Genomic DNA, 25,450 nt, shown 5'->3' with positions numbered 1-25,450 from the left:
GCGTAGCAGGTAGCGTAGAAAGATTCGGCTTCCAAGAATGCGAGGTGATGAGACGATGGTGTAACGGCAAGGGCCGCCAATTCACAGCCTGTAAGGAGTGGTGGCCATCAAAGGCCGGTCATCTTGGAAGGCACTGAAACCAGCGGATCCCATCGAGGCCAGGAGCAAAGATGCTTCAATCAAAGGCCGGATAGATTCACGCATCCAAAGTCGTTGATGCTATCGTTAAACACACCTTGCGCTGGGGGCGTCCATAGATCCACTCCTTGCTGGCTGCGATGTGCCGGAAGCCCTCCGGTGCGAAATCAATTCTTATGTCCCGAAGGGGTCACGAGGGGCACTCGACCAGGCTATTACCCGCGCCAATATTCCGATCTGAGCCAATTGCCTGTGCCGCGCTGTGATAACCTGCATGGGCACATTGCTCTGTGCTGCAATCTGGCGAAACTGAAGCCTGTTTAACGAATTTCGTCGGTAGGTTGAACCGTGCGAACGTGTGTAAAAAACGATGGCTGCTCCGTCCGTGACCCGGACAAGGGCGTTGATCAACCGAAGGCCCGGTTCCCGCGTCAAGCGGCACTGGTCTGTGAAGGCAGCCTCTGTCGCGGTGTTTGGCAACAGCGCGTAACCGCAAAAAATGGGTGTGCACTCATCGGATGAAAACCCCCGGATGTCTCTGAGAGGCCCGAAGCAGTTATTTCCAAAGATGACAACTTGCTTGGGCTGACCTAATGTCAATTGTATGGAACGCCGCCTCGCCGTAATCTTAATGGCCGACATGGTAGAATATTCCGCTGCCATGGGCAGGGATCAGTCCGGTACGATTGAATTGATCCGCGAACTTCGAGAACACTGGTTGGAGCCTGAGGCCGAACGACGGGGTGGCAGGATTCTCAAGCGGATGGGCGACGGGTGGATCATCGCCTTTCTGTCAGTCACTGAGGCTGTTGAGACCGCTCAGGCCGTGCAACAGGCATTGGCTGGCCATGAAAAAATCCAGTTGAGAGTGGCCGTACATCTCGGGGAAATTGCGGAAGACGAGGCTGATGTCTACGGTGCAGGCATTAACATCGCGGCGCGTTTGCAGACTGAGGCGCCGCCCGGCGGTGTGATGATCTCAGAAGACCTCAAACGGCAGCTGGATGCCCGTCTTGCCCAGGATTTTGGCGACGCTGGGACTTTCGAGTTAAAAAACGTGGCCAATCCTGTAAACGGATTTCAATGGCGACCGGCTATCAAGCCGAAAGTCGGGCAGTTCGACGTGCCTGCGATCGCTGTAGAGCGGGTAACGAGCGCGCCTGAAACACAGGAGACGCTTGAAGTCAGCGCGGACTTGCAGGAGCAGTTGGTTCATAACCTGTCGCGCCGGACAGGTGTACGGGTGCTTGCCACCGATTCATTGGACGATGCCGAGGCGACTTATAGCCTGAGATGCAGGCTTCGATGCCGCAATGCCGAGGCTAAAATTACGGCAAGCCTGACCCGGCTTAGTGACGGACAGGTGGTTTGGTCGCGTGTATTCTTCGGCGATCCGCGAAATCTATTTGTTTTGACAGACAGGGCTGCAGAGCAGCTATCGGACGCCCTTCGATTGCAAATTAATGCTTTCGATGGGGATCGGCTTGCCGACATTCCGGATGATCAATTGAGCGCCAGCGAACTGAGAGCGCGTGCCGCAATGCTGTTTTATCGCGCCACTGTTGCTGACTATCGTCACGCCCTCGAATTGCTGGAGCGGGCGCTGAGCCTGGACCCTGAAAACGGATCCGCGCTTGCCATGTGGAGTGAAGGTCAACTGTTCATTCTGGAAGCTTGCTTTCACGAAGCCGAGGCGGCACTGCGCGAAAAGATAATCAGATTTTCGAACAAGGCCGTACAAGCGTCACCGCGTTCCGACTATTCTTGGTATGTCCGGGCACATGTACGTTCGCGGCTCTGTGGCGATATTGAGGGAGCGCGCAAGGATATCGATCGCATCACTCAACTAAACCCCGGCTATGTCCTTGGAATGGAAGCCCGCGGCGTCACGGAGTTGGTTGCGGGCAATTGGATAATCGCTGCGAAATCTCTGACCGACGCTGTTGAACGTTCCGCGGACGATCCGTTTTTACCATTCCGCCTCTATCTGCTTGCAATCGCGCAATTGATGGCGGGTGAGCCGCAGCCAGCGCTTGCAACTATTTCAGACGCGACAGAATTGCGTCCTGATTGTCGGCATTACTGGCTTGTGCGTGCCTGGATTTTGAGCGAGTTAGGCAGAAACCAAGAGGCGAACACGGCTGCCGAAATGGCAGAAAGCGCGCCAAAACGGGCCGATATCCTCGCACAAAATGTCAACTTACCAAGTTCTGTTCGAGAAGCCATCGGACTGCCGACTGCACCGCTCTCGGCAAGGGACTAGAACAAGGTCTCTGCAAGCCCGGTCGCAGGGTGCCTGGTTGCTGCGTAAGCAACCCAGACCTAGACGTTGGTCAGCCGAAGGTCCGGCCCCCACGGTCAGTGTATATTGGGTTTTTAAAGTAGTCACAGTCGCGGCGCTTGGCAGTATTTCACAGCCAAAAGTGGAAATGCAGTCCTCTGATAGACAACTTTAGATGACCCAATTGAACCCGAAGTTGACGTTCAATTGCACCTCGCGTGCAGCCAAAAAGCTCGCAGCAGTTTTGAGCCTTTTGCAATTCACGCCATTGCCACGCTGAAAGTCCCCAGCCTTTTGATAAATACGCAAGGACACCAAACGCTCAGGCCTATTGACGTCCGATAGTCTCAGGTGCTGTACAAATCCCATACGTAAAAAAGGTGACAGCACTTAGTTGTTAAACTCATCTTAAGGCTATCAAATCGACTGCTAATACCCGTAGGCCTTTATGTCGTCACGGTAGAGCTCTTGCAGCAACTCTTCACATCCCGGCGTTGCATACTGGGCAAATTTTGATTGCGCGTCCGTTGGTGCGAATTGCACCTCGCTCTGAGTAGGAAATGCTACGTCAGTTCCGATTGCGTCGAGTATGCGACGGGAATCTTCGACAATGTTCTCAAATCGGCCCACCAAGTCGAATTTAACTCTACCGTCTCGGAGCAGCTCGGCCTGTGGCATCCAGTGCTCATTGATGGTCCTTCGGTGTTTGCTGTCACGCAGCCAACGCAGAAAGACCTCGAAAGTGATCTCTGGATAGGCGCTCTGCGGAAGGTGCTTCCTCCGGAACTTTTCGATTTCCAATGTGTTACGGGTCGCCCCTTGTTCCCCTGCATTTGGCAGCTTGTGGATGCTGGGCTGAATCTTATTGAGGTAAGCGGACAGCGCGCGCGTGCGGGGATCCCGCACCATGGTGAACACCTTAACCCCCGGACGGTGGAGCAGTTCGTGATTGCCTTCTTTCGGGTCGAAGTAGAATAGCCCAGAAGCTTTCTTGTCGTGAGCCTTGGCCTTATCCAACCAGTCCTCAAAACCAGACAAGTGCCGCATCAAACATTTCCAGTTGGTGCAGGCGACCTTCGGAACATATGCGAAAACAATGTTTTTCGCCGGGACATATATGAAGTTCCGCTTGGCCCGCGTCCGTGGCCGAGACTTGAGTTCGTGGAGTTTCCGTAACGCTCTTACCGTCATCCGGCGCTGGTACCCGCAATGGCGTTAAAAATCAATTGCCTAAGACGGTTGCGGAACCGTTGCTGCGGTCTTTACGCTCGACCGGAACAGTCCCATACATCCGAGATGGTTTCTGACCCCGCGCAAACGGGTGCTTCGGTAACTTACAGGACGCCGCATGTGATCGCAGCCAAGAGGGGCTTTTTGCATGGCGAACAATGGGTGAAATTCGGTGAACGTTCGCACCCTGCAGGAAGCTGACACCAAACAAAGCGGCCCACCGGGGAAAGCTTGGATGTCTCCTTTGTGGTATGAGCTTGGCATAGAAGTAAGTCATGAAACTGTCAGCTACTGGCGGAGCCGTATGTTGATCAGGGTCAAGGAGAGATGCCGATTTCTGGTTACATACTGTTTTCGCTGAGTACACACCGGAAGGAGAATTGAGATGGTTGAGAAATCCCACACCAGCGGCTTTTGGCCTTCGCTCTATGATCCCTTGCGCCAACTGGGCGAACGAGTAGCAGAGTGGCTGGCACCGGCATCCGAAGCCGTTGGAAGCGACAACTCATATAGAATTGCTGTGGAACTTCCCGGCGTAGAGGAAAAGGATATTCACCTGAGCGTAGAAGAAGGCGTTGTTAATCTTAAAGGTGAAAAGCGATCCGCGCGCGAAGAAAGCGGAGAGACCTGGTTCTTCTCTGAGCGGCAGTATGGCTCGTTTAGTCGTTCTTTTCGTTTGCCACCAGACGCGGAAGGGGAAAAGGTCGACGCTCAACTAAAGGATGGTGTTTTGACAATCACAATTCCAAAGAAGAAACCCAAAAAACAAGAGACTGCCAGAGTAGAAATTCGTAAAGGCTAACAGCTTGAAAGCGCAATCGAGAGTTCGTCGAAAAACATGCCTGAAGATGTGGCAGAGGCCGGTTATTGATCAAGTATATCCAAATCGCCTTCCTGGCACTTTCGGAAATGCCCGTATTGAGGTTTGCAAGTTGAGAAAGCGGGACAGCTTTTTCTAACGATCGCGGGCGTTTCACAAAGACTTTGCGATCAATTTTGTCTGGGCTGGTGCATAGTCAAATCATGCAGGCCCGCAGTGAAGAACAAAGAACAATGCAAATGAGCTGGCCTCTGCCGGTTTGAAATCACAATTCAGGAGGGAACTGAAAGTGACTTCTGCGGAAATGGAAGAAATGATGCAACTTTCGCAGAGCAGAGCGGAAGCCTATCTTCATATTGCCAAGTCTATGGTGATGAATGACTTTGGGCCGGCGACGGAACACATGCATGCCGACGTGGTCGTAGCTCTTGCGGCTGCCATGATGCAGCACGAAGGTGCACAGATCATAGCAGACGCGTTTCGAGCAGAAAATCTCCAGCGCAAGTGAGCTGCTTACTTTCCCCAAAACAGTCGGGCTTTGCGTCAGCAAAAGCCTTCTCTGAAGAACTTGGCTTGAGGTCCCGTCCAGGGTTCTAACCAATTTTGCCGAAAAGCTAACTGCGTTCCGGGCAGGGGCTTTCCTAACCTAGGTTCATGAACCAAAGATCGCCATTGAAGTGGGTCAAAACCAGTCCATGGATAATTGGCTTGGCCGTGACGTCATATGTTCGGTTTGAGAGCTCACACCTCCCAATCCGACGACGAGAACGCGCGATGTTTCGTTTTCAGGGAATGCAAAGTTTACAGGAACTCGCCGCCGCTCTTGCCGAATGACACGAACTTGGCGCGGCATAAAGCGCAGCTATTGCGGCCAAGCTGATACTGGTTCGAATTTGTCTGACAGCACCACCGGAGAAATAGTCCGGTCCTTGATGTAGGTCATGCAAACCAGAGCGGTTCTGACTGATCCTTGTATAGGGGAGAGGAACTATGTCCAAATCGGATGAGTCTATTCGAATGGCGCCGAGCCCATCTCGGTCCATGCAGTCTGACGCTGATCCATGGGCCGATATACGCGGCATGATCGGTGCCCCGGGGGGCGCCATAAACATCGCGCATGAAGCCGTTGACCGTCACGTACAAAATGGCCACGGCGCGGATCAGGCGCTGCGATTTCTCGGTAAGGATGGGTCTCGACAGGTATTTGCCTACAGCGATCTGTCGGAGGCGTCGGCCAAATTCGCCAATATTCTTGTCTCGCATGGGCTAGAGCCGGGGGATGCGGTCTTCAGCCTACTTGGCCGAGGTCCGGACGTCTATATTGCCGCTTTGGGCACACTCAAAGCCGGGCTTGTCTTTACTCCGCTTTTTTCTGCGTTCGGACCGGAACCCATTCGTACGCGGATGGAAATCGGCAATGCCAAGGTTTTGATCACGACCCTGCCGCTGTACCGGCGCAAGATCGCGAAATGGCGCTCAGAAATTCCGACGCTGAAGCTTGTTTTGATCACAGGTGACGTTGCCCCCGACGATTGCCTTTCACTTGATCAACAGATGGCGGGGTCGTCATCGAAGTTTACGACCGCCAGAACGGAGCCGGAAGATCCCGCACTCGTGCACTTTACGTCTGGCACGACAGGGAAACCCAAAGGGGTTGTCCATGTCCACAATGCAGTCTTGTACCACGGCTTTTCAGGCAAGGTGGCTCTGGATCTGACGCCCGGAACGATCTTCTGGTGCACTGCAGATCCGGGTTGGGTCACAGGTACATCCTACGGGATCATTGCCCCGCTGGTGAACCGCGTGACCATAATTGTAGACGAGGCTGAATTTGATCTCGACCGCTGGTACGGCATTGTCGAGAATGAACAGGTTGAGGTCTGGTATTCTGCGCCGACAGCAATCCGCATGATGATGCGCGCCGGTGCTGAAGCCGCTAAGCCCTATGATCTTTCATCGTTGAGATTTCTCGCAAGCGTGGGTGAACCGCTAAACCCCGAAGCCGTTACGTGGAGCGAAGAAGTCTTCGGACAGCCGTTTCACGACAACTGGTGGCAAAGTGAGACAGGGGGTATCATGATCGCCAACTGCCCCGGAGGACAAGTAAAACCTGGGTCCATGGGCAAGCCGATGCCAGGCATCCAAGCAGGCATCGTGGAACACGAAGATGACCGTCTGCGCGAACTTGCTGACGGAGAGATTGGCGAATTGGCCCTAAAGCCTGGCTGGCCTTCCATGATGCGCGCTTATCTCCATGAGCAAGCCCGCTATGACAAGTGTTTCAAGGATGGTTGGTATCTGTCCGGCGACCTCGCGACCCGGGATCAGGATGGATACTTCTGGTTTGTTGGTCGAGCGGACGATCTGATCAAGACATCGGGGCACCTTGTTGGTCCGTTTGAAGTCGAAAGCGCCTTGCTCGAACATGAAGCGGTAGCGGAGGCAGGTGTGATCGGACTGCCCGATGAAACCGCCGGTGAAATCGTCAAGGCCTATGTCACACTCAACCCGGGATTTACACCCGACGAGGATTTAGAGCGCGACATCCGTGGCCATACACGAAAGAGGCTGGGTCCTGCGGTCGCTCCGCGGGAAGTAATCTTTCGCAACACGCTGCCCAAGACAAGATCCGGCAAGATTATGCGCAGGCTATTGAAAGCGCGCGAACTGGGTCTGCCTGAGGGTGATATTTCCACACTGGAGACGGATGAGACATGACGACAATCGATAAGCCACGACTCGACCGAGCCCATGTGTTGTCGCTCCTTCGCGACATGATCCGCGTACGGAAGTTCGAAGACAAGTGCGCAGAACTCTACACGCAGGAAAAGATCCGCGGATTTCTTCATCTATATGACGGTGAAGAAGCGATTGCCGCAGGTGTTATCCCAGTTCTGGAAGCGCGCGACCGCATTGTTGCCACGTATCGCGAACATGGGCATGCCCTGATACGGGGCGTGCCGATGACAACCGTGATGGCCGAAATGTATGGTAAGGCCGAAGGTTGTTCCGGAGGGCGTGGCGGTTCCATGCATCTGTTCGACGCCGGAACTCATTTCTACGGTGGCAATGCAATCGTGGGCGGTGGCTTGCCCCTTGCCGCAGGTCTCGCCTTGGCTGACCGGATGCGCGATCAGGACACTGTCACAGCTTGTTTTTTTGGCGAGGGGGCTGTCGCAGAAGGTGAGTTTCACGAGGCAATGAATCTTGCGGCACTTTGGAGCCTCCCGGTGCTTTTCGTATGCGAAAACAATGGCTACGCCATGGGCAGTGCCTTGACGCGCACAGAGTCCGAGACCGATATCGCCGCCAAAGCATCTGCTTATAAGGTCGAAGCCCATCGCGTCGACGGTATGGACGTCGTTGCCGTCGAAGCTGCGGCGAGAAAGGCCATTCACAACATTCGGACGACTGGAAAACCGGCTTTTCTTGAATGCAGAACATACCGGTTTCGTGCGCATTCCATGTTTGACGCCCAGTTGTATCGTGACAAAGCCGAGGTTGAGAAATGGCGCGACAGCGGCCCCATCGTTCAGTTCCAAGGCTGGCTTTTGGACAATGGGCTGGTTCATGAAGAAGAGGTCGCGGATATTGAGGCCGCGATTGACGCAGAGATTGCCGACGCCGTGGCCTTCGCAGAAGCCGGCACCTGGGAACCGGTGGAGCGTCTTTACGTCAATACGCTGGGCCGTCAGGCAGAACCGTCAGAGGGACTGACCCCATCGGGCGAGACCTTCGAAACAACCTATCGTGACGCCGTTCGGGACGCCCTGCGCGACGCACTGATCCGGGATGACCGTGTTTTCCTTATGGGCGAAGACGTTGGCGCATATGGAGGCTGCTACGCCGTATCAAAAGGACTGATGGAAGAATTCGGTGAAGCCCGCATTCGTGACACGCCCTTGTCCGAAAGCGGATTTACTGGTGCGGGTATCGGGGCTGCCGCCGCTGGTATGCGTCCAATTGTCGAGTTGATGACGGTCAATTTCTCGCTCCTAGCGCTTGACCAGATCATGAACACGGCGGCCACGATCCGTCATATGTCCGGAGGGCAGTTCGGCGTGCCGTTGGTAATCCGTATGGCCACCGGTGCGGGAAAGCAGCTTGCAGCACAGCATTCGCACAGTCTTGAAGGATGGTACGCTCACATTCCCGGACTGAAGGTATTGGCTCCGGCAACGTTGGAAGATGCGCGCGGCATGTTGTGGACAGCTCTGGAAGACCCGGATCCGGTGCTGATTTTCGAAAACGTGATGCTCTATAACCGGGCGGGATCGATTGATGCCAATGCAGGTCCGGTTGACATCACAAAGGCTGCCATCAAGCGCGAAGGCACCGATCTTAGCCTGATCACCTATGGCGGGTCGCTTTACAAAACCCTTGATGCAGCAGACGCACTCGCTGCAAAGGGGATATCGGCCGAAGTGGTCGATTTGCGGTCTCTTCGACCCTTGGATGACGAAACAATCATGGCTTCAGTGGGTAAAACGCGCCGTGCTGTAATCGTCGACGAAGGGTGGCGAAGTGGGTCTCTCGCGGCAGAGGTTTCTGCGCGCATCATGGAACAGGTCTTCTGGACGCTGGATGCACCGGTTGGTCGTGTATGTTCGGAAGAGGTGCCGATCCCCTATCCCAAACACCTCGAAGATGCCGCGATACCGCAGGTCGACAAAATCGTTGCAGCCGCGAAAGCCGTTTTGGGACGAAGCTGATGGCCATTTTTACGCTCCCATCGCTTGGCTCGGATATGGAGGCTGGAACGCTCGTCGAGTGGCTTGTCTCGCCGGGCGACAGGGTCAGTCGAGGTGACGTCGTCGCCGTCATAGAAACCCAAAAGGGCGCAATTGAGATTGAGTGCTACGAAGAAGGGACCGTCCATGCGCTGCTGGCGGAGACCGGCGAAGAACTCCCGGTGGGAGCGCCTCTCGCCATGCTGCTTGCTCCCGGAGAGGCGCCGCCCGACAATACGTCTGAGCTTCGTTCGGATACAACGACAGCACAGCCCCCCATCGTCATGCCAAAGTTGCAACAAATGCCAGCTGCCCCTTTGCCCTTCGAAGGTGTGCAGGCTTCCCCGGCGGCGCGCTTGCGTGCGCGAGAGTTGAATGTTGACCTGAAAAATCTGAGCGGGTCTTTTCCGGGTGGCGGCATCGTTCTGGCCGATGTCGAGGCGGTATCGGCAAGTGGGTCCGCGATATCCTCCAAGCCCTCGCCAATGGCGGAAATGCGCAAGGCGATTGGTGCCTCAATGGCGCGATCCAAACAAACGATCCCGCATTTCTATTTGTCGCACATGGTCGACGTTCAACCCGCGATGGACTGGCTAGCGGAACACAACAAAGCAGTTTCGCCAGCAGAGCGGCTTCTCAGTGGTGCGCTGTTTGTGCGCTGTGCTGTTCTGGCGGTAGAAAAGGTGCAGGAATTGAACGGTCACTATGTGAGTGGTGCATTTCAGCCTTCTGAAAGCGTTAACGCGGCCATTGCCGTTGCCTTGCGCGGAGGTGGCCTTGTTGCACCTGCTCTGATGGACGCAAACCGCCTGAACCTCAGCGAAACGATGGACGGAATGCGAGACCTGGTTAACCGCGCGCGTGCCGGGCGGTTACGCAATTCCGAGATCACAGAAGGAACGATAACTATTTCAAGCTTGGGCGAGACGGGCGCCGAAGCGATGGCTGGTGTCATCTTCCCTCCGCAGGTGGCACTCCTGTGTATTGGCGCGCCGCAAATCCGGCCATGGGTAGTGGATGGCGACATCGTGCCCCGCCGCGTGGTCACTTTGACACTGTCAGTTGACCATAGAGTGAGCGATGGCCGTCAGGCGGCGCGGTTTATCACCGAATTTGAGACCCGGATTAAGGATCCAGATAGCCTATGACCGAAGAAGACATCCGCGCGGTTTTCATTAATGAGTTGGTGAAAATCGCACCTGATCTCGATGCCGAAGATATTGGCGAAGATGAGCGCCTGCAGGACGATCTTGGGCTGGATTCGATGGATATTCTGAACCTCGTGGCTGCGCTCCACAAAGCTTTTGGTGTCAGTATCCCCGAACCGGATTACCCCAAAATTGCGACCACGCGTTTGGCCGTGTCGTATCTGCGGGACATGCAGGCCTAGCGTAATAGGCGGACTGCATGATCCTATACGGGGCATTCCGATGGCGGAGGCAGAGGACAATTTCTAAGCTGCTCTGGAAACTGAGGATGCTGCCGCGTAAGTGACTGAAATCAGCCTCCGGCAAACCCAGTGCCGTTCAATCTGGCTTGGCGCTTTGGAACTAGCCGAGCAAGTCCGGCCTGAGCACCATGACCGCACCCAGAACAAGTAGTACGACGCCACCGATTAGGTGCGAGATTCGTGAAAAACGCCCTGTTGCCGCAACCGAGCGCAGTGTTACCATCGCGATCACGAAGATGAGTATGTCGTCCAACAGGAAGACCGAAATATAAATGAGCAGATATCCGTAATGGGTTAGTGACGGGAGTTCGTGCATGGCCAAAACCTGGGTGTAAACAGCTGGTACGCCCGCCGAGCAAACCAGCTCAATCAAATTCACGCTGATCGCCAGTAAACCGATGGAAAGCGACGCTATGAGAAGGCTGGGCTCCTGTACAACCCGACGAAATGATGCCGTTACCGACCGCTTTCGGTCGAGACTGGTTACTTTGCAGATCCCCTCTGGGTTCGTCCAATACTCGCGCAGGTAATACAGGCCTGCCGTTATAGCCAGCACACCGATGACCAGCCGCAACCAAGACACTGCACCAATCCAAAGCATGACGTTCAGCCAGGCCGAGAGTACGGCAAAATACATCAGGGCAGTCGCCGCCAAAAACACGAGGCCCAGAGTCCACATGCGCCGGCTGTCTTCGACGCCCAACAACATTCCTATCAGAAGTGCCAACACCCACATTGCACAAGGATTGAAGCCGTCGATGGCTGCCAGTACCAAAGTCAGAACAGGAAGTGACAGATTGGAAAGACTTGTCTCACCAAGAAAGGGAAGAGCGACTGTTTCCGCATCATTCTCTGGCGTCGCATCCATTTGGACCTTACCGCTGGTCTCTTCGCCTAACCGCAGTTTTGCGACAATGTCTGGACAGCGTTCAGACCGACAGGCTTCAATCATTCTTAGGTAGCCATTTTCGCTGCGCCCAGCAGCATAGCCCAGCTGATACCTTGAGCCGACGACCACCAATGGTACTGCTGGGCGCTCGACTCCAAGTGTATCTATAACCGTCTGAAAAAGTGTATTGCCTTCGGTGGACGCCCCGAGCTCGATACGTTCCACTACCAGTTCCGGGTCCGTCTCGGCCATCTCAGTGATCGCGGTGATTGCCTTGCTGCAGTACGGGCAACCCTCCTGCCAGAAAACATAAACCGTCACCTCTTGCGCTGCTGCGGACGACCCTAGAAGAACGACCCAAAGCAACACCAGAAATTTGCAAAAATACGGCCTAATCACATTTGACACTCTACCCTGCACCGTATGCTCCTTGTCGGCGGCAGATAAAAAAGCACGCGAGGCCAACGGGCGTCAATGATCTGGCGCAAGCGCTTTTTGCAAACATTGTATGTCGGGTTCAGCACCCGTAATTTGGCAGGGTGTCTATCCGCCGGGGTTAGGGTCTTGTCGAAAAACCCTTTTTGTTTCGGGCAGGGGGCTTTCGTAGTTAAAATCCGTGAACCGACCTGGTTGTGGAAGGACTGATCGCCGAATGAAGCGCAGCGCATTCGACGAAGTCGAGCACTCTTCGATGTCAGTGCCAGAAAGCATTATTCAGCTTCTTTTTTGCAGCCTAATTCGGTGCTACCCACTAAAACAGCATGACCAATACCTCACCGACGATCCTTTCTACTGTTTCACGCCAGTTTATCGATGACTGGTTAAGTGCGCTGGAGGCTCTTTGTTCGGAAGCGCAAATGTCGTCGCTTATCAGCAGATCCGGTTTGGTTGCAGATCAAGCTCAACCTCATGCTCGGGTGACGCTGGATCAAATCGTCTGCCTTTATCAACTTGCTGCCGTGGAAACCGGTGATGAAATGATGGGACTCTGGAGCCGGCCCATCCGTCCCAGGGCCTTGCAACACCTTTTGACGTGCGTACGAGAAGCCACGTCTCTTCCCTCCGCGCTCTATCGGTTTTCGACATTCTGGAATTTACTATTGGATGATTATCAGTTTGAGCTGGATGATTCCGCAGGCACCTTGAAGCTGACCCTGAAGCCGCAAGGCGATGTCCCGGTTCAACGATTCGGGCACATGTTGATCCTCAAACTCGCGCACGGTCTCATGTCATGGCTGGCGGGTCACGAGGTGCCGGTCAAAGGTGTTGGTTTCGTGTTTGAACGACCGGAATTCAATCAAGACTACGCAACTATCTTTCCTGCGCCTGTGCAGTTTGGCATGGCGGAGACTTCAATCTCCTTCGATGAGGCGCGGCTCTCTCCAGTGAAGCCGCGCAGCCCTTCAGATCTTGATGAGTTTCTTCAAAACGCACCACGAGATTGGATTTTCACAAGCTCCCGTGAACACACGCAATCGCTGCGCGTGCGAACCTATTTGACCCAGACACCATGGGAAACGGCTAATTTGACCGAAGCAGCGCGAGCGATGCACATGACGCCGCGTACGCTGATAAGGAGGCTGGAGGCCGATGGGACTTCTTTTCAGGCCATCAAGGATGCGCTGAGGCGCGACATTGCTATTCGTGATCTACATGCCGGGCGCAAGAGCGTCGAAGCAATCGCGCTTGATGTCGGTTTTTCCTCCGCTGCGAATTTTCACCGCGCCTTCCAGCGCTGGACCGGCAGCACGCCTAGCACTTACCGACGACATCATTCGAAATATCCTTAGTTTTGTCACTTTCGGACAATGCATTGTCACCCAATGAGATAGAGCTCGGAGGGCAGTTTCGCTAATCCTCCGTTAATACAGTCGTTCTCAACTGCATTCAGTATACAGTCCAATCTTGTTCGCCATCGTTGCTAAGCTTGGAATGGCGTTATTCGAGAATGCGCTGCCGTGAAAGGATTCTCAGATGACAGATAAACTCGCCACAATACTGCATGCTGCCCGCGATCACGCAGAACAGGTCATTTTGCCCAATGTTGATACATGGAACGCCACAAAAAGATGGCCCCGCGATGCGTCAGACAAGGCCGGTGAAGTAGGCCTGACCGGTCTCTACGCACCAGAAGAGTTCGGCGGCCAAGGCTTGGCACTATCTGATGGCATTCAGGTTTATGAACAACTCGGACTCGGCGACGGTGCCTACGCCTTTGCCTTGTCGATGCACAACATCTGTACGTTTGCTGGGTGTGGTTATGGCACGGAGGCGTTCAAGGAAAAATGGGCACGTGACCTGACTTCTGGTCGCAAACTGGCGAACTTCGCACTGACCGAACCACAGTCGGGTTCTGATCCGATGAAGATGTACACTCGCGCTACAATAAATGGAGATGGCACATGGACCATCAACGGGTCCAAGGCCTGGGTCAGCCTGGCGACTGAGGCGGATATCTATTTTACCGTGGTTAAAACCAGTGACACACCTGGGCACCAGGACATGGCAATGATCGCTATTCCGGCCGATGCACCGGGGATCAGCTTTGGGCCACTGTACGATACACCCTCTTATAATTTCCTACCTATGTCCGAAATGTATCTGAACCAGGTAGTCGTCAGTGAAGACAATATCATCCTGCCAGTAGGTCAGGGCCTGCAAGGTTCGCTCATGGCCATTGATATAGCACGCGTGTCGATCGCCTCTGGTTGCTGCGGATTGATGCAATCCGCGCTAGACACCGCGTTGTCCTATTCTAAGAACCGCAAGATGTTTGGCGGCAAGAATCTGGAGTTGGATGGCATTCAGTGGATGCTGGGCGAAGTCGCGACAGAGCTTGAAGCATCTCGACTGTTGTATCGCAAAGCGGCAGAGGCGCTTGGAACTCCCGAAGGGCCGCTGATGGCAGCGCATGCGAAGCGCTTTGTCCCTGACGCTGCGGTCAAAGCTGCGAACACTTGCACCCAAGTGCTGGGCGGTATGGGATTGTTGCAATCATATGGTCTGGACCGTTTGTCCCGCCTTGCGCAGATGCTTCGGATTGTTGACGGGACAACGGAGATCAGCCGCGTTGTCATTGGGCGGGCTTTGCTAAAGCGTGCAGCGACTTTACCCGATCTGCCTGTTCCAAAAGGTTTTGGTGAAGAAGATGCAACATCTGAACTCCGGACTGCACACGAGATGGCCTGAGTTAACCTTATCTAGCAAACCGGCCGCGAAAGTGCGGCCGGTAGAGACTACCCGATCTTCGATCCGAATGTTTTTTTCGGGTTTTGAGCGGTTACCATTGGTTGGGAAGGTTTTTCAACCTGTGTCCCCCCGTGTCGAGATCGTCCAGCATGGCGGCAATCCGGGGACGATTTGAGCGATCGCAGGGCAGGGCGCGGAATGATCCGTCCTGCACTTCGATCTTGATTTCAAGGCTAAAGTCGTCGGTCTCGATGGTTGTGCCGATCCCGATGACCCGTGCGCCACATTCGGCCAGTACCCAGTTGATTGCCCCACCAACTCCACGGCCGGAGCCGGTGACAAACCCCGTCTTGCCGCTCAGATCAATGGTGCGCTGTTCCGGAAGCTATTCCTCTAATAATCTCCTCTGAGACATCGGCCAATGATCCGTATCATTTGCGTTTGATCAAAGAGCTGCTAGCCGCGTCCTGCTAAAAGGAACCATACTTTGCCGCTGAGTTTCTAGTGAGAGGGACCTTCTTAACAGGTATTTGAAACGACTGCCCAAGAAAAGGAGCGACACACATGAAAGATCCGGAGCTTACGATCCTGATCGAAGAGCTTGAGACCAGATCAGATTTGTCTGTAGGTGACCTTGATGGCGTTGCCCACGGTTTGACCTTCTTATTTTCGGACCGAGAAAGTCTTGCAGACCTTTCCGCGCAGGACGTCTCTGGCGCAGAGCAGGCATTGCATATTGCGGATGTGGCATTTCCCAACTGGTCTGTGAATATCCACGGCCGAGCCAACGAAAAAGATGGACATTGGAGGTGTTCGTTGCGCGAAAGCGATGTCAGGGATAATGACGCGGTGATCGGTATAGGTAGTTCCCCCGTCTTGTCCCAAGCCATACTTGCCGCGACCATGCGGCTTGCAATGTCACTACAGCCAGATTGACCGCCTTTGTGCGTCGGCCGGGCTTGAGCAAGGAGATGAGTGCGCGGGTTAAAAACTGGCTAATATCGCGTTATTTCGTGTGTGCATTTGGATGAAATTCTTACCATAACTCTAAACCCGGCGGTGGACTATGCCACCTCTATTGAGGCTGTTGTTCCGGGTCCGAAGTTGTACTGTAAATCACCCCGAGTCGATCCGGGGGGTGGTGGCGTCAATGTTGCCAGAGCCATCTGCATGCTCGGCGGACGGGCAAAGGCGCTTGTTGCGACAGGCGGCGCGAGCGGTCAGAAGCTGTGCGCGATGCTTGAAGCCGAGAGGGTTCCCATTCATGCCGTGGACGTCGGCGGCGAAACCCGACTGAGTTTTGCCGTGACGGACGAGAGTAGCGGTGATCAATACCGGTTCAGCCTTCCCGGAGACACGCTGACGAAAGATATCGGCGAGCTTCTGATAGAGGGAATCGTTTCGCAAGCCCCGCGCAATGGGCTGGTGGTATTGAGCGGTGGCGTCGCGCCCGGTCTCAGCGATCGTTTTCCCGAGAAAATCCGGACCGCCCTTGAAGGAATTACGGACAGGCTTGTCGTGGATACCTCCAAGGGCGCGCTGCATCGGTTGATTTCCGAACCTGTTGCTCCTCTCCATGTTCTGCGGTTCGACCATGGAGAGGCTGAACGCGCCGCAGGGCGGCCGCTTGCAGAATTGCAGGAAAGTATCAGTTTTCTGACCAGTATGATTTCGCGGGGCGTGGCGGAAACGATGGTGATGGGCCTTGGTGCCGAGGGATCGCTGCTGGTGACATCAGCGGCGCGATACTTATGCCGGACCCCAAAGGTTCCGGTTGTCAGTAAAATCGGGGCAGGCGACGCCTTCATCGGGGGGTTCACCCTGTCATTGCAGCGAGGAGAGGGTTTGCAAGATGCGTTGCGGTGGGGGGTTTCTGCCTCTTCTGCAACAATGGCGACAGAGGGTACGGGCCTTTGCAGGGAAAAAGATGTTCTAGCGCTTCTTCCAATGTGCGAAGTCGAAGTCCTTTGACTCAACTATTCTCGGCATTTGCGACATTGTGGAGTACCTTTGTGAAACTATCCGGTGTCACTGAGATACTGTCGATTCCCAACTTCACCAAAAGACGCGCGTAGGCTGGGTCATTGCTGGGCGCTTGCCCGCAAAAGCCTACCTTCACACCTGCATCATGTGCTTTGCGAATAACGGTTTCGATCATCCAGAGGACCGCAGGGTCATCTTCACGGAAGAGCTCGGACAAGTCTTCGGAGTCTCTGTCGATGCCGAGGGTAAGCTGTGTCAGATCGTTCGACCCGATCGAAAACCCATCGAAGCGCTCTGCGAATTCTGCAGCGCACACAACGTTTGAGGGGATTTCGCACATCACGTAGATTTCCAGACCGTCAATGCCGCGTTTCAGTCCGTTGTCAGCCATGACCTCAAGAACCCGGTCGGCTTCGGTCGGAGTTCGGCAGAAGGGGATCATGACAATCACGTTTTGAAACCCGATCTTGCGCCGCAAACGGTCGATTGCCCGGCATTCTAGCGCAAACCCCTCCCTGTAGTGATCAGAGTAGTACCGCGACGCGCCCCGAAAGCCGATCATTGGATTAGCCTCGCTGGGCTCGAAGGAGCGCCCACCTAATAGATCTGCGTATTCATTCGTCTTGAAATCGCTCATACGCACTATGACCGGTTTCGGATGGCAGAAGGCGGCGATCCGAGACAATCCGCGTGAGAGCCGTTCGACAAAGAATTCCTCTTTGCTGTCATATGCGTGTGTAAGCCGTTCAATCTCGTCCAGCGCGTCGCTGTCCGCCACCCGTTCCGGATGGACAAGCGCCATCGGGTGTACATGGACGATTGAGTTTATCACGAACTCCATGCGCGCAAGTCCAACACCCCGCACGGGCAAGCGCCACCACCTGAATGCAGCAGACGGGTTTGCCAAGTTCATCATCACATCGGTCCGCGTGTCCGGCAGATTGTCCAAGGGTTCCTCGGTCACGGTGATCTTCGACAGCCCTTCTGTGATTGTGCCGGTCTCTCCGCCTGCACATGAAACAGTCACTTCCTGTGCATTGTGCAACACGTGGGTTGCGTTGCCGCATCCGACCACGGCGGGTAGTCCAAGTTCGCGGCTGATAATCGCGGCATGTGACGTCCTACCCCCATGATCGGTGACGATCGCTGCCGCGCGTTTCATAATCGGCACCCAGTCCGGATCTGTCGTTGATGTCACAAGTATGGAACCATCGACAAAGTTCGCGATGTCACTGGCGCTTTGGATGATATTGATCCGTCCGCTTACTGCGGCATCGCCAACGCTCAGCCCAGTCGTCAGCGTCTTGCCGGGGGCTTGGACCTCATAGGTGCGAAGTGCAGGCAATTTGCGGCGGGATTGGACTGTCTCCGGTCTGGCCTGCACGATGTACAACTCGCCGGTATCGCCGTCGCGGGCCCATTCCATGTCCATCGGCTGGCCGTAATGTTCTTCGATAATGCATGCCTGGCGGGCCAGTGTTAGAATTTCGCTGTCGCTGAGAACGTATTGTTCCCGTTCTGCGGCGGATGTGTTTACTGTCCGCGCATCCCCGCTGGCGTCGAGGATCATCTTGATTTCTTTTCGCCCGTATTTTTTTTCAAGAATTGGGCAAAGCGCCGGATCGGTCAGAAACGGCTTGAATACCTGGTATTCATCCGGGTCGACCGCGCCCTGAACGACGGTTTCGCCAAGACCCCACGCCGCATTAATCAGCACAGCATTTGGGAAACCTGTTTCTGTGTCGATGGAAAACATCACCCCCGATCCGCCTTGTCCGGCGTTGACCATGAGTTGGACGCCAACAGACAGAGCCACTTTCTGATGCTCGAAACCTTTGGCCTGCCTGTAAGAGATTGCGCGGTCCGTATACAGCGAAGCGTAACAATTGCGACAGGCTTCAAGCAAAGCGTTTTCTCCGCAAACGTTTAGGAACGTTTCCTGCTGACCGGCAAAGCTTGCGTCGGGCAAGTCTTCTGCAGTGGCGCTGGAACGCACGGCAACTGCGACGTTTTTTTGCCCAAGTACATTTCCGAGACGTCGATAGTGCGAGCGGATTTCCTGTGCAATTTCGTCCGGCCAGTCGCCGTTTCTTATCGCATTCCGAATGGATTTTCCGGCGTCGCTTAACGAGATTTTACCTGTCGCAAGTCGTTGCAGGTCGCTTGCGATTTGGACCTCCAGTTCATTGCGTTCTATGAAGTCCCGGAACGCGTCTGCCGTCGTCGCAAAGCCGGGCGGTACTTGTATACCCTTCTGGCCCAAGCTGCGAACCATTTCCCCTAATGAGGCATTCTTTCCCCCGACGATATCGGTGTCAGTGTGCGTCACGTCTTCAAAGCCGATAACGTACCGTTCCCGGTTGGGCATGACCTCCTCCTTCTCGAAACGAAAGTAACTGTAACATCTCAGTCCAAACGTTTTTTGATCCATGTCAGCGTCCGAGAAATGCAATCGGATACCTGGAAGGTGGCCTTGTGTACGAACCTGACCTGACGTGGATCAATGCAACGTCTTGCAGATGGTTTAAACAATACTTCGTCTGATGCGGTCGGAAGGCCCAAGATGATGGAGGTTTGCCTTGTCGAGAATTGTCCGAGTACCCGAAGACGTCGTTGTTCTGGTTTGCGATTCAAAGAAAGCACTGCTTCTCAGAAATATTGGGGCGGTCGCGCACCCGGAATTCCATATCGAAGAAAGCATTGAGCGACCCCAAGACGAAGATGAGGCTGGCAACTCCGCCCGTCCTGGCCGAAGGTTCGATGGTGGCGCTGCAGCAGCCTCCGGCAGCTCCCGCAGTGCTATGGAAGCAACCGACGCCGAAGCAAAGCATGCAGAAGCATTCGCAGTAGATGTCGTTTCGGCTTTGGGTGAACGACACCAGAAAAAGCCGATGGGAGGGCTGATAATTGCTGCACCTCCGTCATTTCTTGGAATTCTGCGACAGAAGATGGATCACAATCTACAGAAACTTATCCGCGATGAAGTGGCTAAAGAACTTGCCGAAATGCCAATGTCAGAAATTCAGAAGGTCTTACTGAATAGCCTGTGAAAATGCGCTTTAACTGCTCGTCTGCTGGCAAATCCCCTGCAAAAACGGGTTATTGGGACGTTTTTGTTGGATTAAACCGTTCCGCAACGGTTTATGGGGTGGGATTTTCGGTTTGCAACAACAAGGTACGATCCAGCTAGATGGAACATGATGGGTATTAAGGGTAGTTTGCGCTCAGACATCTGTCAGGCAATCCGAATTGTGCGTTCCGAAATGGCAGAGCCATAAACTGGAACATCTGCCACCAATTCGATCAGTATTTTCAAGAATGGCCATAACGTTTCTCGATACGATCAAAGGCGAGGTTGATAACATCCTCGGCTACGCAATACGCCATCCTCACATGACCTGAACCCGAAGGACCAAATGCACTGCCTGGCGTCACGGTGACCTTCGCGTCACGCAGCAGCTCATGTGCAAACCTTACATCTTCCACTTGCGACCCGCGAAGACGAGGGAAGACGTAGTACGCCCCTTCAGGCCGCGCGTATTCGAATATGTGGGACACCGCATCCAGCCTATCACAGATCAGTTCCCGACGACGATTTAGCCGTGCCTCAAAGTCTTGCAGGTGGGTTGGCTCCGATGACAAGGCCGCCAACGCGCCAACCTGAGAAATCCGTGGTGTACAAATCATCGTAAGATCATGCACCTTGGCGACCTCACCGCAGATCACTTCGGGGGCGATCATGTAGCCCACTCTCCATCCGCTCATCGCATAGGCTTTGGAAAAAGTGAAGAGATACACAAGGTTGTCAGCATGTTCTGGTGCCGAGGCAAGGTTGAAGAAAATCGTTTTGTTTTCGTAAGTGAATAGGCTGTAAGGATCGTCGAGAATAATCAATACACCGTGCTGGGCGGCAATCTTTGCAGTGCGGCGCAAAGTGTCTTCACTGAAGATACGGCCCGTTGGATTAGAAGGGGATACCAGTACTATGGCTTTGGTTCGGGGGCCAATAAGTGTTTCAAGCGCATCGACGTCCAGTTCCCAGCCTTTATCCTCATTCATAGACCAGAACACAGGCGTTCCGCCGCAAAACTCAACCTGGCTTATGTGAGATACAAAACCCGGGTCTGTCACAATCACTTCGTCTCCGGCTTCGACAAGAACATGTAGAATGCTATTCAACGCCTCCATATTGCCAGAGGTGATCGTCACATTTCGCTCTGGATCGACGCGTATGCCGGTTCGACGCTCGTGTTCTTGCGCAACGGCGGTGCGCAGTTCCGGTAAACCGGCAGGCAAACTGTACATTCCGATCGTGGCATCCCGTTCCAGTTCCCGCGCTACGCTCTCGCGAATGTAGGAAGGTGTGCGAAACGAGGGCAATCCCCAAGCAAGCGATGCTGCCCCAGAGACTTTGGCGCTCAGGATGGACATTTCCTTGATCGCCGACATCGCGAGGCGGCGCGATCTGCTTGAGATCAGTTCAATCTGTTTGTTTTGTGTATTCATGAACTTTTACCGTAGATCATAAAAAGGATCTCTGTCTTGATTGCAGCATTGAACTCAAGCGTCAGTCTTCGGGTTCAATGGCATGGCTGAGCCTGGTTCGGCTTCGTTTGTGAGCCGTTATTGAACGCCGGAACGTCCGCTCAGCATACGCCAAAGACTAAGGCATGCTTGCCGGATCAGCATTGAAAAACGTATCCGTCTGCAGCACCCGTCAATGGGCGCCGAAGGCTTAATTACGTGGCACTGATTTGAGAGAAGCATGACGTCAGGTGATCTCTGGCGCAACCCTTTTACCAGCTCCTGAGGTAGGCGCTCTTTTCGGGTTGCGTGGAAGTCCCAGCAGTGGGAACCTGAAGATGCCGGTCTTTTTATGTGTGCAGCGAAATTGCGTTGCATCCTCCTCTGGCCGGATCGGGCCCGAACCCAGCTAGCCAAACGGTCGCTTTCAGTAAGGAGCCGCTGATGCATGTAGACCCGCGGACACGGGGACAGGTTCACGCTCAAGACAGTGCGAGCGCGTTGGCGTTGCTGGACGTGGATGCGAAGCTCGGGCTGAGTGCGGAAGAGGCAGCGCGCCGCCAGAAGGTCTATGGCGTAAACCAACTGGAACGAGCGAAACGTACTTCGGTCCTGACGTTGCTACTTGATCAGTTCCGCAGCGTGATTGTCTGGCTTCTGACTGCTGCCGCGGTGCTGTCTCTGATGGTGTCCGATTACCCTGAAGCGATTGCGATTTTCTGCGTATTGGCTATCAACACCGCAATCGGCTTTTTCACTAGCTGGAATGCGCTGCGGTCTATGGAGGCGCTGTTTCGCCTGACTGCAGTCACCACCCGGGTGCGTCGGGACGGAAGTTCGGTTTTGCTGCCGGTAGCCGAGATTACCCCGGGCGACGTAGTGATCCTCGAAGCTGGAGACGTGGTGCCAGCCGACTTGCGGCTGATCCAGGTCGAGAGTTTGCAATGCGATGAAAGCGCTTTAACTGGAGAGTCAGCGCCCGTTACCAAAACGTCGCAGCTGCTGGCCGCCGATACCTTGGTGGCAGATCGCACGAACATCGCCTTTAAAGGCACGGCGGTGACCCGTGGAGCCGGCATAGGGATTGTCGCCCTTGTCGGTGCCGAGACGGAAATTGGCCGTATCGCCACCCTTGCACAAACCGCAGAAGCAGCGGCCAACCCGCTGGAGAAACGTCTGGACAAGCTGGGTCAGGCGCTGGTCCTGATTACCATCGCACTATCAGGGCTGATTGGCATAATTGGATTCATGCGCGGCCTCGGGATAGTCGAAATGGCTGAGACCGCGATCGCGCTGGCTGTTGCGGCAGTGCCTGAGGGTCTGCCTGTTGTCGCCACTCTGGCGCTGGCGCGCGGCATGCTGCGAATGGCCCGGCGCAACACATTGATAGAACGGCTTTCTGCGGTCGAGACCTTAGGCGCGACCACACTGATCCTGACAGACAAGACCGGTACCTTGACCGAAAACCGGATGACCGTCGCGGGCTTTGTCTTGGAAGATCGCGATCTCTCTAGCGAGAGCTTGGTACAAAACGCAGCCGATGCGGCGGACTTGCGGATGGCGCTGGAGATCGGTGCGCTTTGCAACACTGCGGAACTTAGCCATAGCGGCGAGAAGGGTATCGGAGATCCACTGGAACTGGCGCTGTTGGAAATCGCTACGTTGTTGGATGTGCGCCCGGATCTTGACCCCGACGACCGGCCCGAGGTCGGCAAGCATCCATACGACCCGGCCTTTAAAATGATGGCGACGCAGCACAGCGCTGAAGGTCGCTATTTCGTCGCGGTCAAGGGGGCACCAGAAGCAGTGCTTGAAAGCGCGATTGAGGTGCTGGGCGCAACCGGTCCTCAGCCTTTAACCGAGGCCCAGCGGCAGCAATGGCTGGACCGGATCGAGGCGGCGGCTGGGTCGGGCTATCGCCTCATCGGCCTTGCGTACAAATATACCGACAGCACAGAGGAGCCGCTGCTTGAGCGCTTGACGCTTGTTGGCCTTGTTAAACTGCTGGACCCTTTGCGCTCGGATGTGCCGGAGGCGATTGCGGAGTGCCTGAGCGCCGGAGTGCGAGTTGTCATGATGACTGGCGACCATATAGCCACTGCAACCGAGATCGCAGCCCAAGCAGGGCTGGGTGTGGGTGGAGGCATCGTCGCAATGTCCGAGGCCTCGCTGCAAGAACTGAAATCCGGCCGCGTCGACAGCGAGTTGGGTAGGCAACTGGCTGAGACGAATGTATTCGCAAGGGTGGCACCTGAAACCAAGCTGCGGCTTGTCGAATATTACCAGGATCAGGGCCATGTGGTCGCTATGACTGGTGATGGAGTGAACGATGCTCCGGCGCTTAAGAAATCCGATATCGGCATCGCCATGGGTCAACGTGGAACCCAGGTGGCACGCGATGCAGCGGATGTGGTGCTGAAGGACGACGCATTCACCTCGATTGTCGCAGCGATGTGGCAGGGACGTGTGATCTTTGGCAATATTCGCCGCTTTGTCGTCTATCTGATGTCCTGCAACTTCAGTGAAATCCTGATAGTCGGGCTGGCTATAGCCGCTGGTCTTCCCGCGCCGTTGGTACCTTTGCAAATTCTGTTTCTCAATATCGTCACCGATGTGTTTCCCGCATTTGCCTTGGGTCTGGGCGAGGGGGACCGCAACGTCATGAAGCGGCCGCCGCGCGATCCGCAGGAACCAATTGTTGGCCGTCCGCAATGGATCGATATCGCGGTATTTGGCCTTCTTATTACCGTTGCCACTCTGGGTGCGTATTGGCTGGCACTGATCCATCTGATGCTGCCGGTGCATGAGGCGGTGACAGTCGCCTTTCTAACACTGGCGCTGGGGCAACTTTGGCACGTTTTCAATATGCGGGAACGCGGAGAGGGACTGCTGATCAATTCCGTGTCGAAAAATCCCTGGGTCTTCGCAGCACTGCTTTTGTGTCTGGCGCTGCTGGTGGCTGCATATAAATTGCCTTCGGTGGCAGCGGTACTGCAACTTTCCCCACTCTCGGCCGAAGAGTTTGTTTTAGCCGCAGGTGCGAGTATGTTTCCGCTGGTCGGCGGCTCGCTGTGGCTTGGGCTGACTCGCAACCGAAGCGTTTAGACGAAACTGCGGCGCATTGCCATCGCATCACACACCCTTGTTTGCGCAAGATCGACGGCAGCTTGTCGTGGCGGAACTTGTCTGTTGCGCATATCCTCAAGTATCGCCCTCGTGTTGTGTCGGATCTTGCTGGCGATGGTTTGCATGGCTTGTGCCTCGGACCCGCCGTGATGTTCAGTCGAGGCGCAAATTACCCCGCCGGCATTGGCGATGAAGTCCGGTACTACGAGCACTCGCCGTGAATGAAGCTGCGCTTCTATGTCTGGACTTGCCGGGATGTTCGCGCCTTCAAGGATAAGCTTGGCTCTTATGCTGTCGACGTTGCCGACATGTATGGCGCCAGGGCGCGCGGCCGGAACCAAAATATCGCAGTCGACTCCGATAACCGAGGTCGAATCTGGCATTGCTTTCCCGCCGGTCAGCGCAGTTACGCTTTTTCCTGCGCTTTTCAAGGCTATCAATTCGCCCAGCGGCAAACCGTCCGGGTCCATGAGGCTGCCGAGACTGTCAGAGACAGCGACCAGTATTGCACCTTTGTCGGCGAGGAAGCGCGCCGCGTTTTGGCCGACCGCGCCGAAACCCTGGATCGACACCCGCGCCCCTTCAAGGCCCATGTCGCAATAGTCCACAGCCACTTCGGCGGCAGCAGCCAGCCCGAAACCTGTTGCACCGATTTCATCCAAAGGGATGCCGCCCAGTACCCGTGGCAGTCCGACAGCGCGGTCAATCTCGTCGGTGACCCAACCCATGCAGGTTTCGTTGGTGCCCATGTCAGGGCCAGGGATATAATCCTCAATCTGTTTGATCGCTTTGGCAAAGGCGCGCATCAGCCCTTGTTTTGCGGCAGTCGACATGGTTGGGTCCGCAGAAATCACCGCCTTTCCACCGCCATGTGGCAAACCAGCGGCGGCGTTCTTCAGCGTCATCGCTCGGGCCAGTCCGGCGCATTCCGCTAGTGTTACGTCAGGCGCCATCCGAACCCCGCCCATCGAGGGTCCGGCAGCAGTGTTGTCAACAACCACGATTGCCTGCAAGCCAGCTCTGGAATTATGCAGGTGAATGACCTTTTCTGGACCTAACTCGTCGCACATTGCGAAGATCTTGCTCATTG

The 25,450-nt window shown here is 55.0% G+C and carries 18 protein-coding genes and 1 pseudogene; 14 read left to right on the top strand and 5 right to left on the bottom strand.

Annotated elements, in window-relative coordinates; genetic code table 11:
* Positions 1 to 769: 769 nt before the first annotated feature.
* Complete coding sequence (locus tag AC2FIT_RS19770) at positions 770 to 2,401, top strand: adenylate/guanylate cyclase domain-containing protein (protein WP_496831776.1); 1,632 nt, start codon at positions 770 to 772, stop codon at positions 2,399 to 2,401.
* Positions 2,402 to 2,848: 447 nt separating this feature from the next.
* On the opposite strand, the gene AC2FIT_RS19765 is transcribed toward AC2FIT_RS19770, so the two are convergent.
* Positions 2,849 to 3,610 carry a sulfotransferase family protein gene (locus tag AC2FIT_RS19765; protein ID WP_496831774.1) on the bottom strand — a complete coding sequence of 254 codons (762 nt, stop codon included), beginning with the start codon at positions 3,608 to 3,610 and terminating at the stop codon, positions 2,849 to 2,851.
* A 424-nt stretch (positions 3,611 to 4,034) separates the two neighbouring features.
* On the opposite strand from AC2FIT_RS19765, the gene AC2FIT_RS19760 reads away from it, so the two are divergent.
* From AC2FIT_RS19760 to AC2FIT_RS19730, 7 genes and pseudogenes are all read left to right on the top strand, one after another.
* A complete protein-coding gene (locus tag AC2FIT_RS19760; protein ID WP_496831772.1) occupies positions 4,035 to 4,451 on the top strand; it encodes an Hsp20/alpha crystallin family protein in 417 nt (138 codons plus the stop codon).
* Positions 4,452 to 4,773: 322 nt separating this feature from the next.
* Positions 4,774 to 4,977 (top strand): hypothetical protein, encoded by a 204-nt coding sequence (locus tag AC2FIT_RS19755; RefSeq protein WP_496831770.1) that lies wholly within the window; start codon positions 4,774 to 4,776, stop codon positions 4,975 to 4,977.
* A 221-nt stretch (positions 4,978 to 5,198) separates the two neighbouring features.
* Positions 5,199 to 5,288, top strand: a pseudogene (locus AC2FIT_RS19750) (IS6 family transposase); the annotation flags it as partial.
* Between the two features lie 171 nt (positions 5,289 to 5,459).
* Positions 5,460 to 7,187 (top strand): acetate--CoA ligase, encoded by a 1,728-nt coding sequence (acsA, locus tag AC2FIT_RS19745; protein WP_496831769.1) that lies wholly within the window; start codon positions 5,460 to 5,462, stop codon positions 7,185 to 7,187.
* A complete protein-coding gene (pdhA, locus tag AC2FIT_RS19740) occupies positions 7,184 to 9,181 on the top strand; it encodes a pyruvate dehydrogenase (acetyl-transferring) E1 component subunit alpha (protein WP_496831767.1) in 1,998 nt (665 codons plus the stop codon). Before acsA ends, pdhA begins: the two co-directional genes overlap by 4 nt.
* The gene (locus tag AC2FIT_RS19735; RefSeq protein WP_496831765.1) at positions 9,181 to 10,347 is read left to right on the top strand and encodes a dihydrolipoamide acetyltransferase family protein; all 1,167 of its coding nucleotides are present in this window, start codon (positions 9,181 to 9,183) and stop codon (positions 10,345 to 10,347) included. The genes pdhA and AC2FIT_RS19735 overlap by 1 nt, the downstream gene beginning before the upstream one ends.
* Positions 10,344 to 10,589: an acyl carrier protein gene (locus AC2FIT_RS19730; RefSeq protein WP_496831764.1), complete on the top strand. Its 246-nt coding sequence runs from the start codon at positions 10,344 to 10,346 to the stop codon at positions 10,587 to 10,589. The genes AC2FIT_RS19735 and AC2FIT_RS19730 overlap by 4 nt, the downstream gene beginning before the upstream one ends.
* Before the next feature lie 160 nt (positions 10,590 to 10,749).
* Here AC2FIT_RS19730 and AC2FIT_RS19725 read toward each other — a convergent pair whose 3' ends face one another.
* A complete protein-coding gene (locus AC2FIT_RS19725) occupies positions 10,750 to 12,003 on the bottom strand; it encodes a hypothetical protein (protein ID WP_496831762.1) in 1,254 nt (417 codons plus the stop codon).
* Between the two features lie 296 nt (positions 12,004 to 12,299).
* On the opposite strand from AC2FIT_RS19725, the gene AC2FIT_RS19720 reads away from it, so the two are divergent.
* The 4 genes from AC2FIT_RS19720 (at position 12,300) to AC2FIT_RS19705 (ending at position 16,698) form a co-directional block, all read left to right on the top strand.
* Positions 12,300 to 13,328: an AraC family transcriptional regulator gene (locus tag AC2FIT_RS19720; RefSeq protein ID WP_496831761.1), complete on the top strand. Its 1,029-nt coding sequence runs from the start codon at positions 12,300 to 12,302 to the stop codon at positions 13,326 to 13,328.
* Positions 13,329 to 13,512: 184 nt separating this feature from the next.
* Positions 13,513 to 14,727, top strand: a complete 1,215-nt coding sequence (locus AC2FIT_RS19715) for an acyl-CoA dehydrogenase family protein (RefSeq protein WP_496831760.1) — start codon at positions 13,513 to 13,515, stop codon at positions 14,725 to 14,727.
* Positions 14,728 to 15,291: 564 nt separating this feature from the next.
* On the top strand, positions 15,292 to 15,663 hold the full coding sequence (locus AC2FIT_RS19710; protein ID WP_496831759.1) for a hypothetical protein: 372 nt from the start codon (positions 15,292 to 15,294) through the stop codon (positions 15,661 to 15,663).
* Between the two features lie 81 nt (positions 15,664 to 15,744).
* Positions 15,745 to 16,698 carry a 1-phosphofructokinase family hexose kinase gene (locus AC2FIT_RS19705; protein WP_496831757.1) on the top strand — a complete coding sequence of 318 codons (954 nt, stop codon included), beginning with the start codon at positions 15,745 to 15,747 and terminating at the stop codon, positions 16,696 to 16,698.
* Between the two features lies 1 nt (position 16,699).
* Here AC2FIT_RS19705 and ppsA read toward each other — a convergent pair whose 3' ends face one another.
* Positions 16,700 to 19,078, bottom strand: a complete 2,379-nt coding sequence (gene ppsA / locus AC2FIT_RS19700; protein WP_496831755.1) for a phosphoenolpyruvate synthase — start codon at positions 19,076 to 19,078, stop codon at positions 16,700 to 16,702.
* Between the two features lie 211 nt (positions 19,079 to 19,289).
* On the opposite strand from ppsA, the gene AC2FIT_RS19695 reads away from it, so the two are divergent.
* The gene (locus tag AC2FIT_RS19695; protein ID WP_496831753.1) at positions 19,290 to 19,760 is read left to right on the top strand and encodes a baeRF12 domain-containing protein; all 471 of its coding nucleotides are present in this window, start codon (positions 19,290 to 19,292) and stop codon (positions 19,758 to 19,760) included.
* A gap of 262 nt (positions 19,761 to 20,022) precedes the next feature.
* Here the strand turns inward: AC2FIT_RS19695 and AC2FIT_RS19690 are convergent, their stop codons facing one another.
* Positions 20,023 to 21,216: a pyridoxal phosphate-dependent aminotransferase gene (locus AC2FIT_RS19690; protein ID WP_496831751.1), complete on the bottom strand. Its 1,194-nt coding sequence runs from the start codon at positions 21,214 to 21,216 to the stop codon at positions 20,023 to 20,025.
* A gap of 462 nt (positions 21,217 to 21,678) precedes the next feature.
* On the opposite strand from AC2FIT_RS19690, the gene AC2FIT_RS19685 reads away from it, so the two are divergent.
* Positions 21,679 to 24,339, top strand: coding sequence for a cation-translocating P-type ATPase (locus AC2FIT_RS19685; protein WP_496831749.1), 2,661 nt, complete (start codon positions 21,679 to 21,681; stop codon positions 24,337 to 24,339).
* On the opposite strand, the gene AC2FIT_RS19680 is transcribed toward AC2FIT_RS19685, so the two are convergent.
* Positions 24,336 to 25,448, bottom strand: a complete 1,113-nt coding sequence (locus AC2FIT_RS19680; RefSeq protein WP_496831748.1) for a Glu/Leu/Phe/Val family dehydrogenase — start codon at positions 25,446 to 25,448, stop codon at positions 24,336 to 24,338. The genes AC2FIT_RS19685 and AC2FIT_RS19680 overlap by 4 nt on opposite strands.
* Positions 25,449 to 25,450: the final 2 nt, after the last annotated feature.

This window comes from Ruegeria sp. YTSA135, assembly GCF_059610165.1.
The sequence above is the reverse complement of the archived record's forward strand: the minus strand, read 5'-3'. Positions and strand labels throughout refer to the sequence as shown.

Excerpts from the sequence above, each read along its gene's own strand:
- AC2FIT_RS19770 (WP_496831776.1), top strand. The coding sequence starts at position 770 with ATGGCCGACATGGTAGAATATTCCGCTGCCATGGGCAGGGATCAGTCC.
- AC2FIT_RS19765 (WP_496831774.1), bottom strand. The coding sequence starts at position 3,610 with ATGACGGTAAGAGCGTTACGGAAACTCCACGAACTCAAGTCTCGGCCA.
- AC2FIT_RS19760 (WP_496831772.1), top strand. The coding sequence starts at position 4,035 with ATGGTTGAGAAATCCCACACCAGCGGCTTTTGGCCTTCGCTCTATGAT.
- AC2FIT_RS19755 (WP_496831770.1), top strand. The coding sequence starts at position 4,774 with ATGGAAGAAATGATGCAACTTTCGCAGAGCAGAGCGGAAGCCTATCTT.
- acsA (WP_496831769.1), top strand. The coding sequence starts at position 5,460 with ATGTCCAAATCGGATGAGTCTATTCGAATGGCGCCGAGCCCATCTCGG.
- pdhA (WP_496831767.1), top strand. The coding sequence starts at position 7,184 with ATGACGACAATCGATAAGCCACGACTCGACCGAGCCCATGTGTTGTCG.
- AC2FIT_RS19735 (WP_496831765.1), top strand. The coding sequence starts at position 9,181 with ATGGCCATTTTTACGCTCCCATCGCTTGGCTCGGATATGGAGGCTGGA.
- AC2FIT_RS19730 (WP_496831764.1), top strand. The coding sequence starts at position 10,344 with ATGACCGAAGAAGACATCCGCGCGGTTTTCATTAATGAGTTGGTGAAA.
- AC2FIT_RS19720 (WP_496831761.1), top strand. The coding sequence starts at position 12,300 with ATGACCAATACCTCACCGACGATCCTTTCTACTGTTTCACGCCAGTTT.
- AC2FIT_RS19715 (WP_496831760.1), top strand. The coding sequence starts at position 13,513 with ATGACAGATAAACTCGCCACAATACTGCATGCTGCCCGCGATCACGCA.
- AC2FIT_RS19710 (WP_496831759.1), top strand. The coding sequence starts at position 15,292 with ATGAAAGATCCGGAGCTTACGATCCTGATCGAAGAGCTTGAGACCAGA.
- ppsA (WP_496831755.1), bottom strand. The coding sequence starts at position 19,078 with ATGCCCAACCGGGAACGGTACGTTATCGGCTTTGAAGACGTGACGCAC.
- AC2FIT_RS19690 (WP_496831751.1), bottom strand. The coding sequence starts at position 21,216 with ATGAATACACAAAACAAACAGATTGAACTGATCTCAAGCAGATCGCGC.
- AC2FIT_RS19685 (WP_496831749.1), top strand. The coding sequence starts at position 21,679 with ATGCATGTAGACCCGCGGACACGGGGACAGGTTCACGCTCAAGACAGT.
- AC2FIT_RS19680 (WP_496831748.1), bottom strand. The coding sequence starts at position 25,448 with ATGAGCAAGATCTTCGCAATGTGCGACGAGTTAGGTCCAGAAAAGGTC.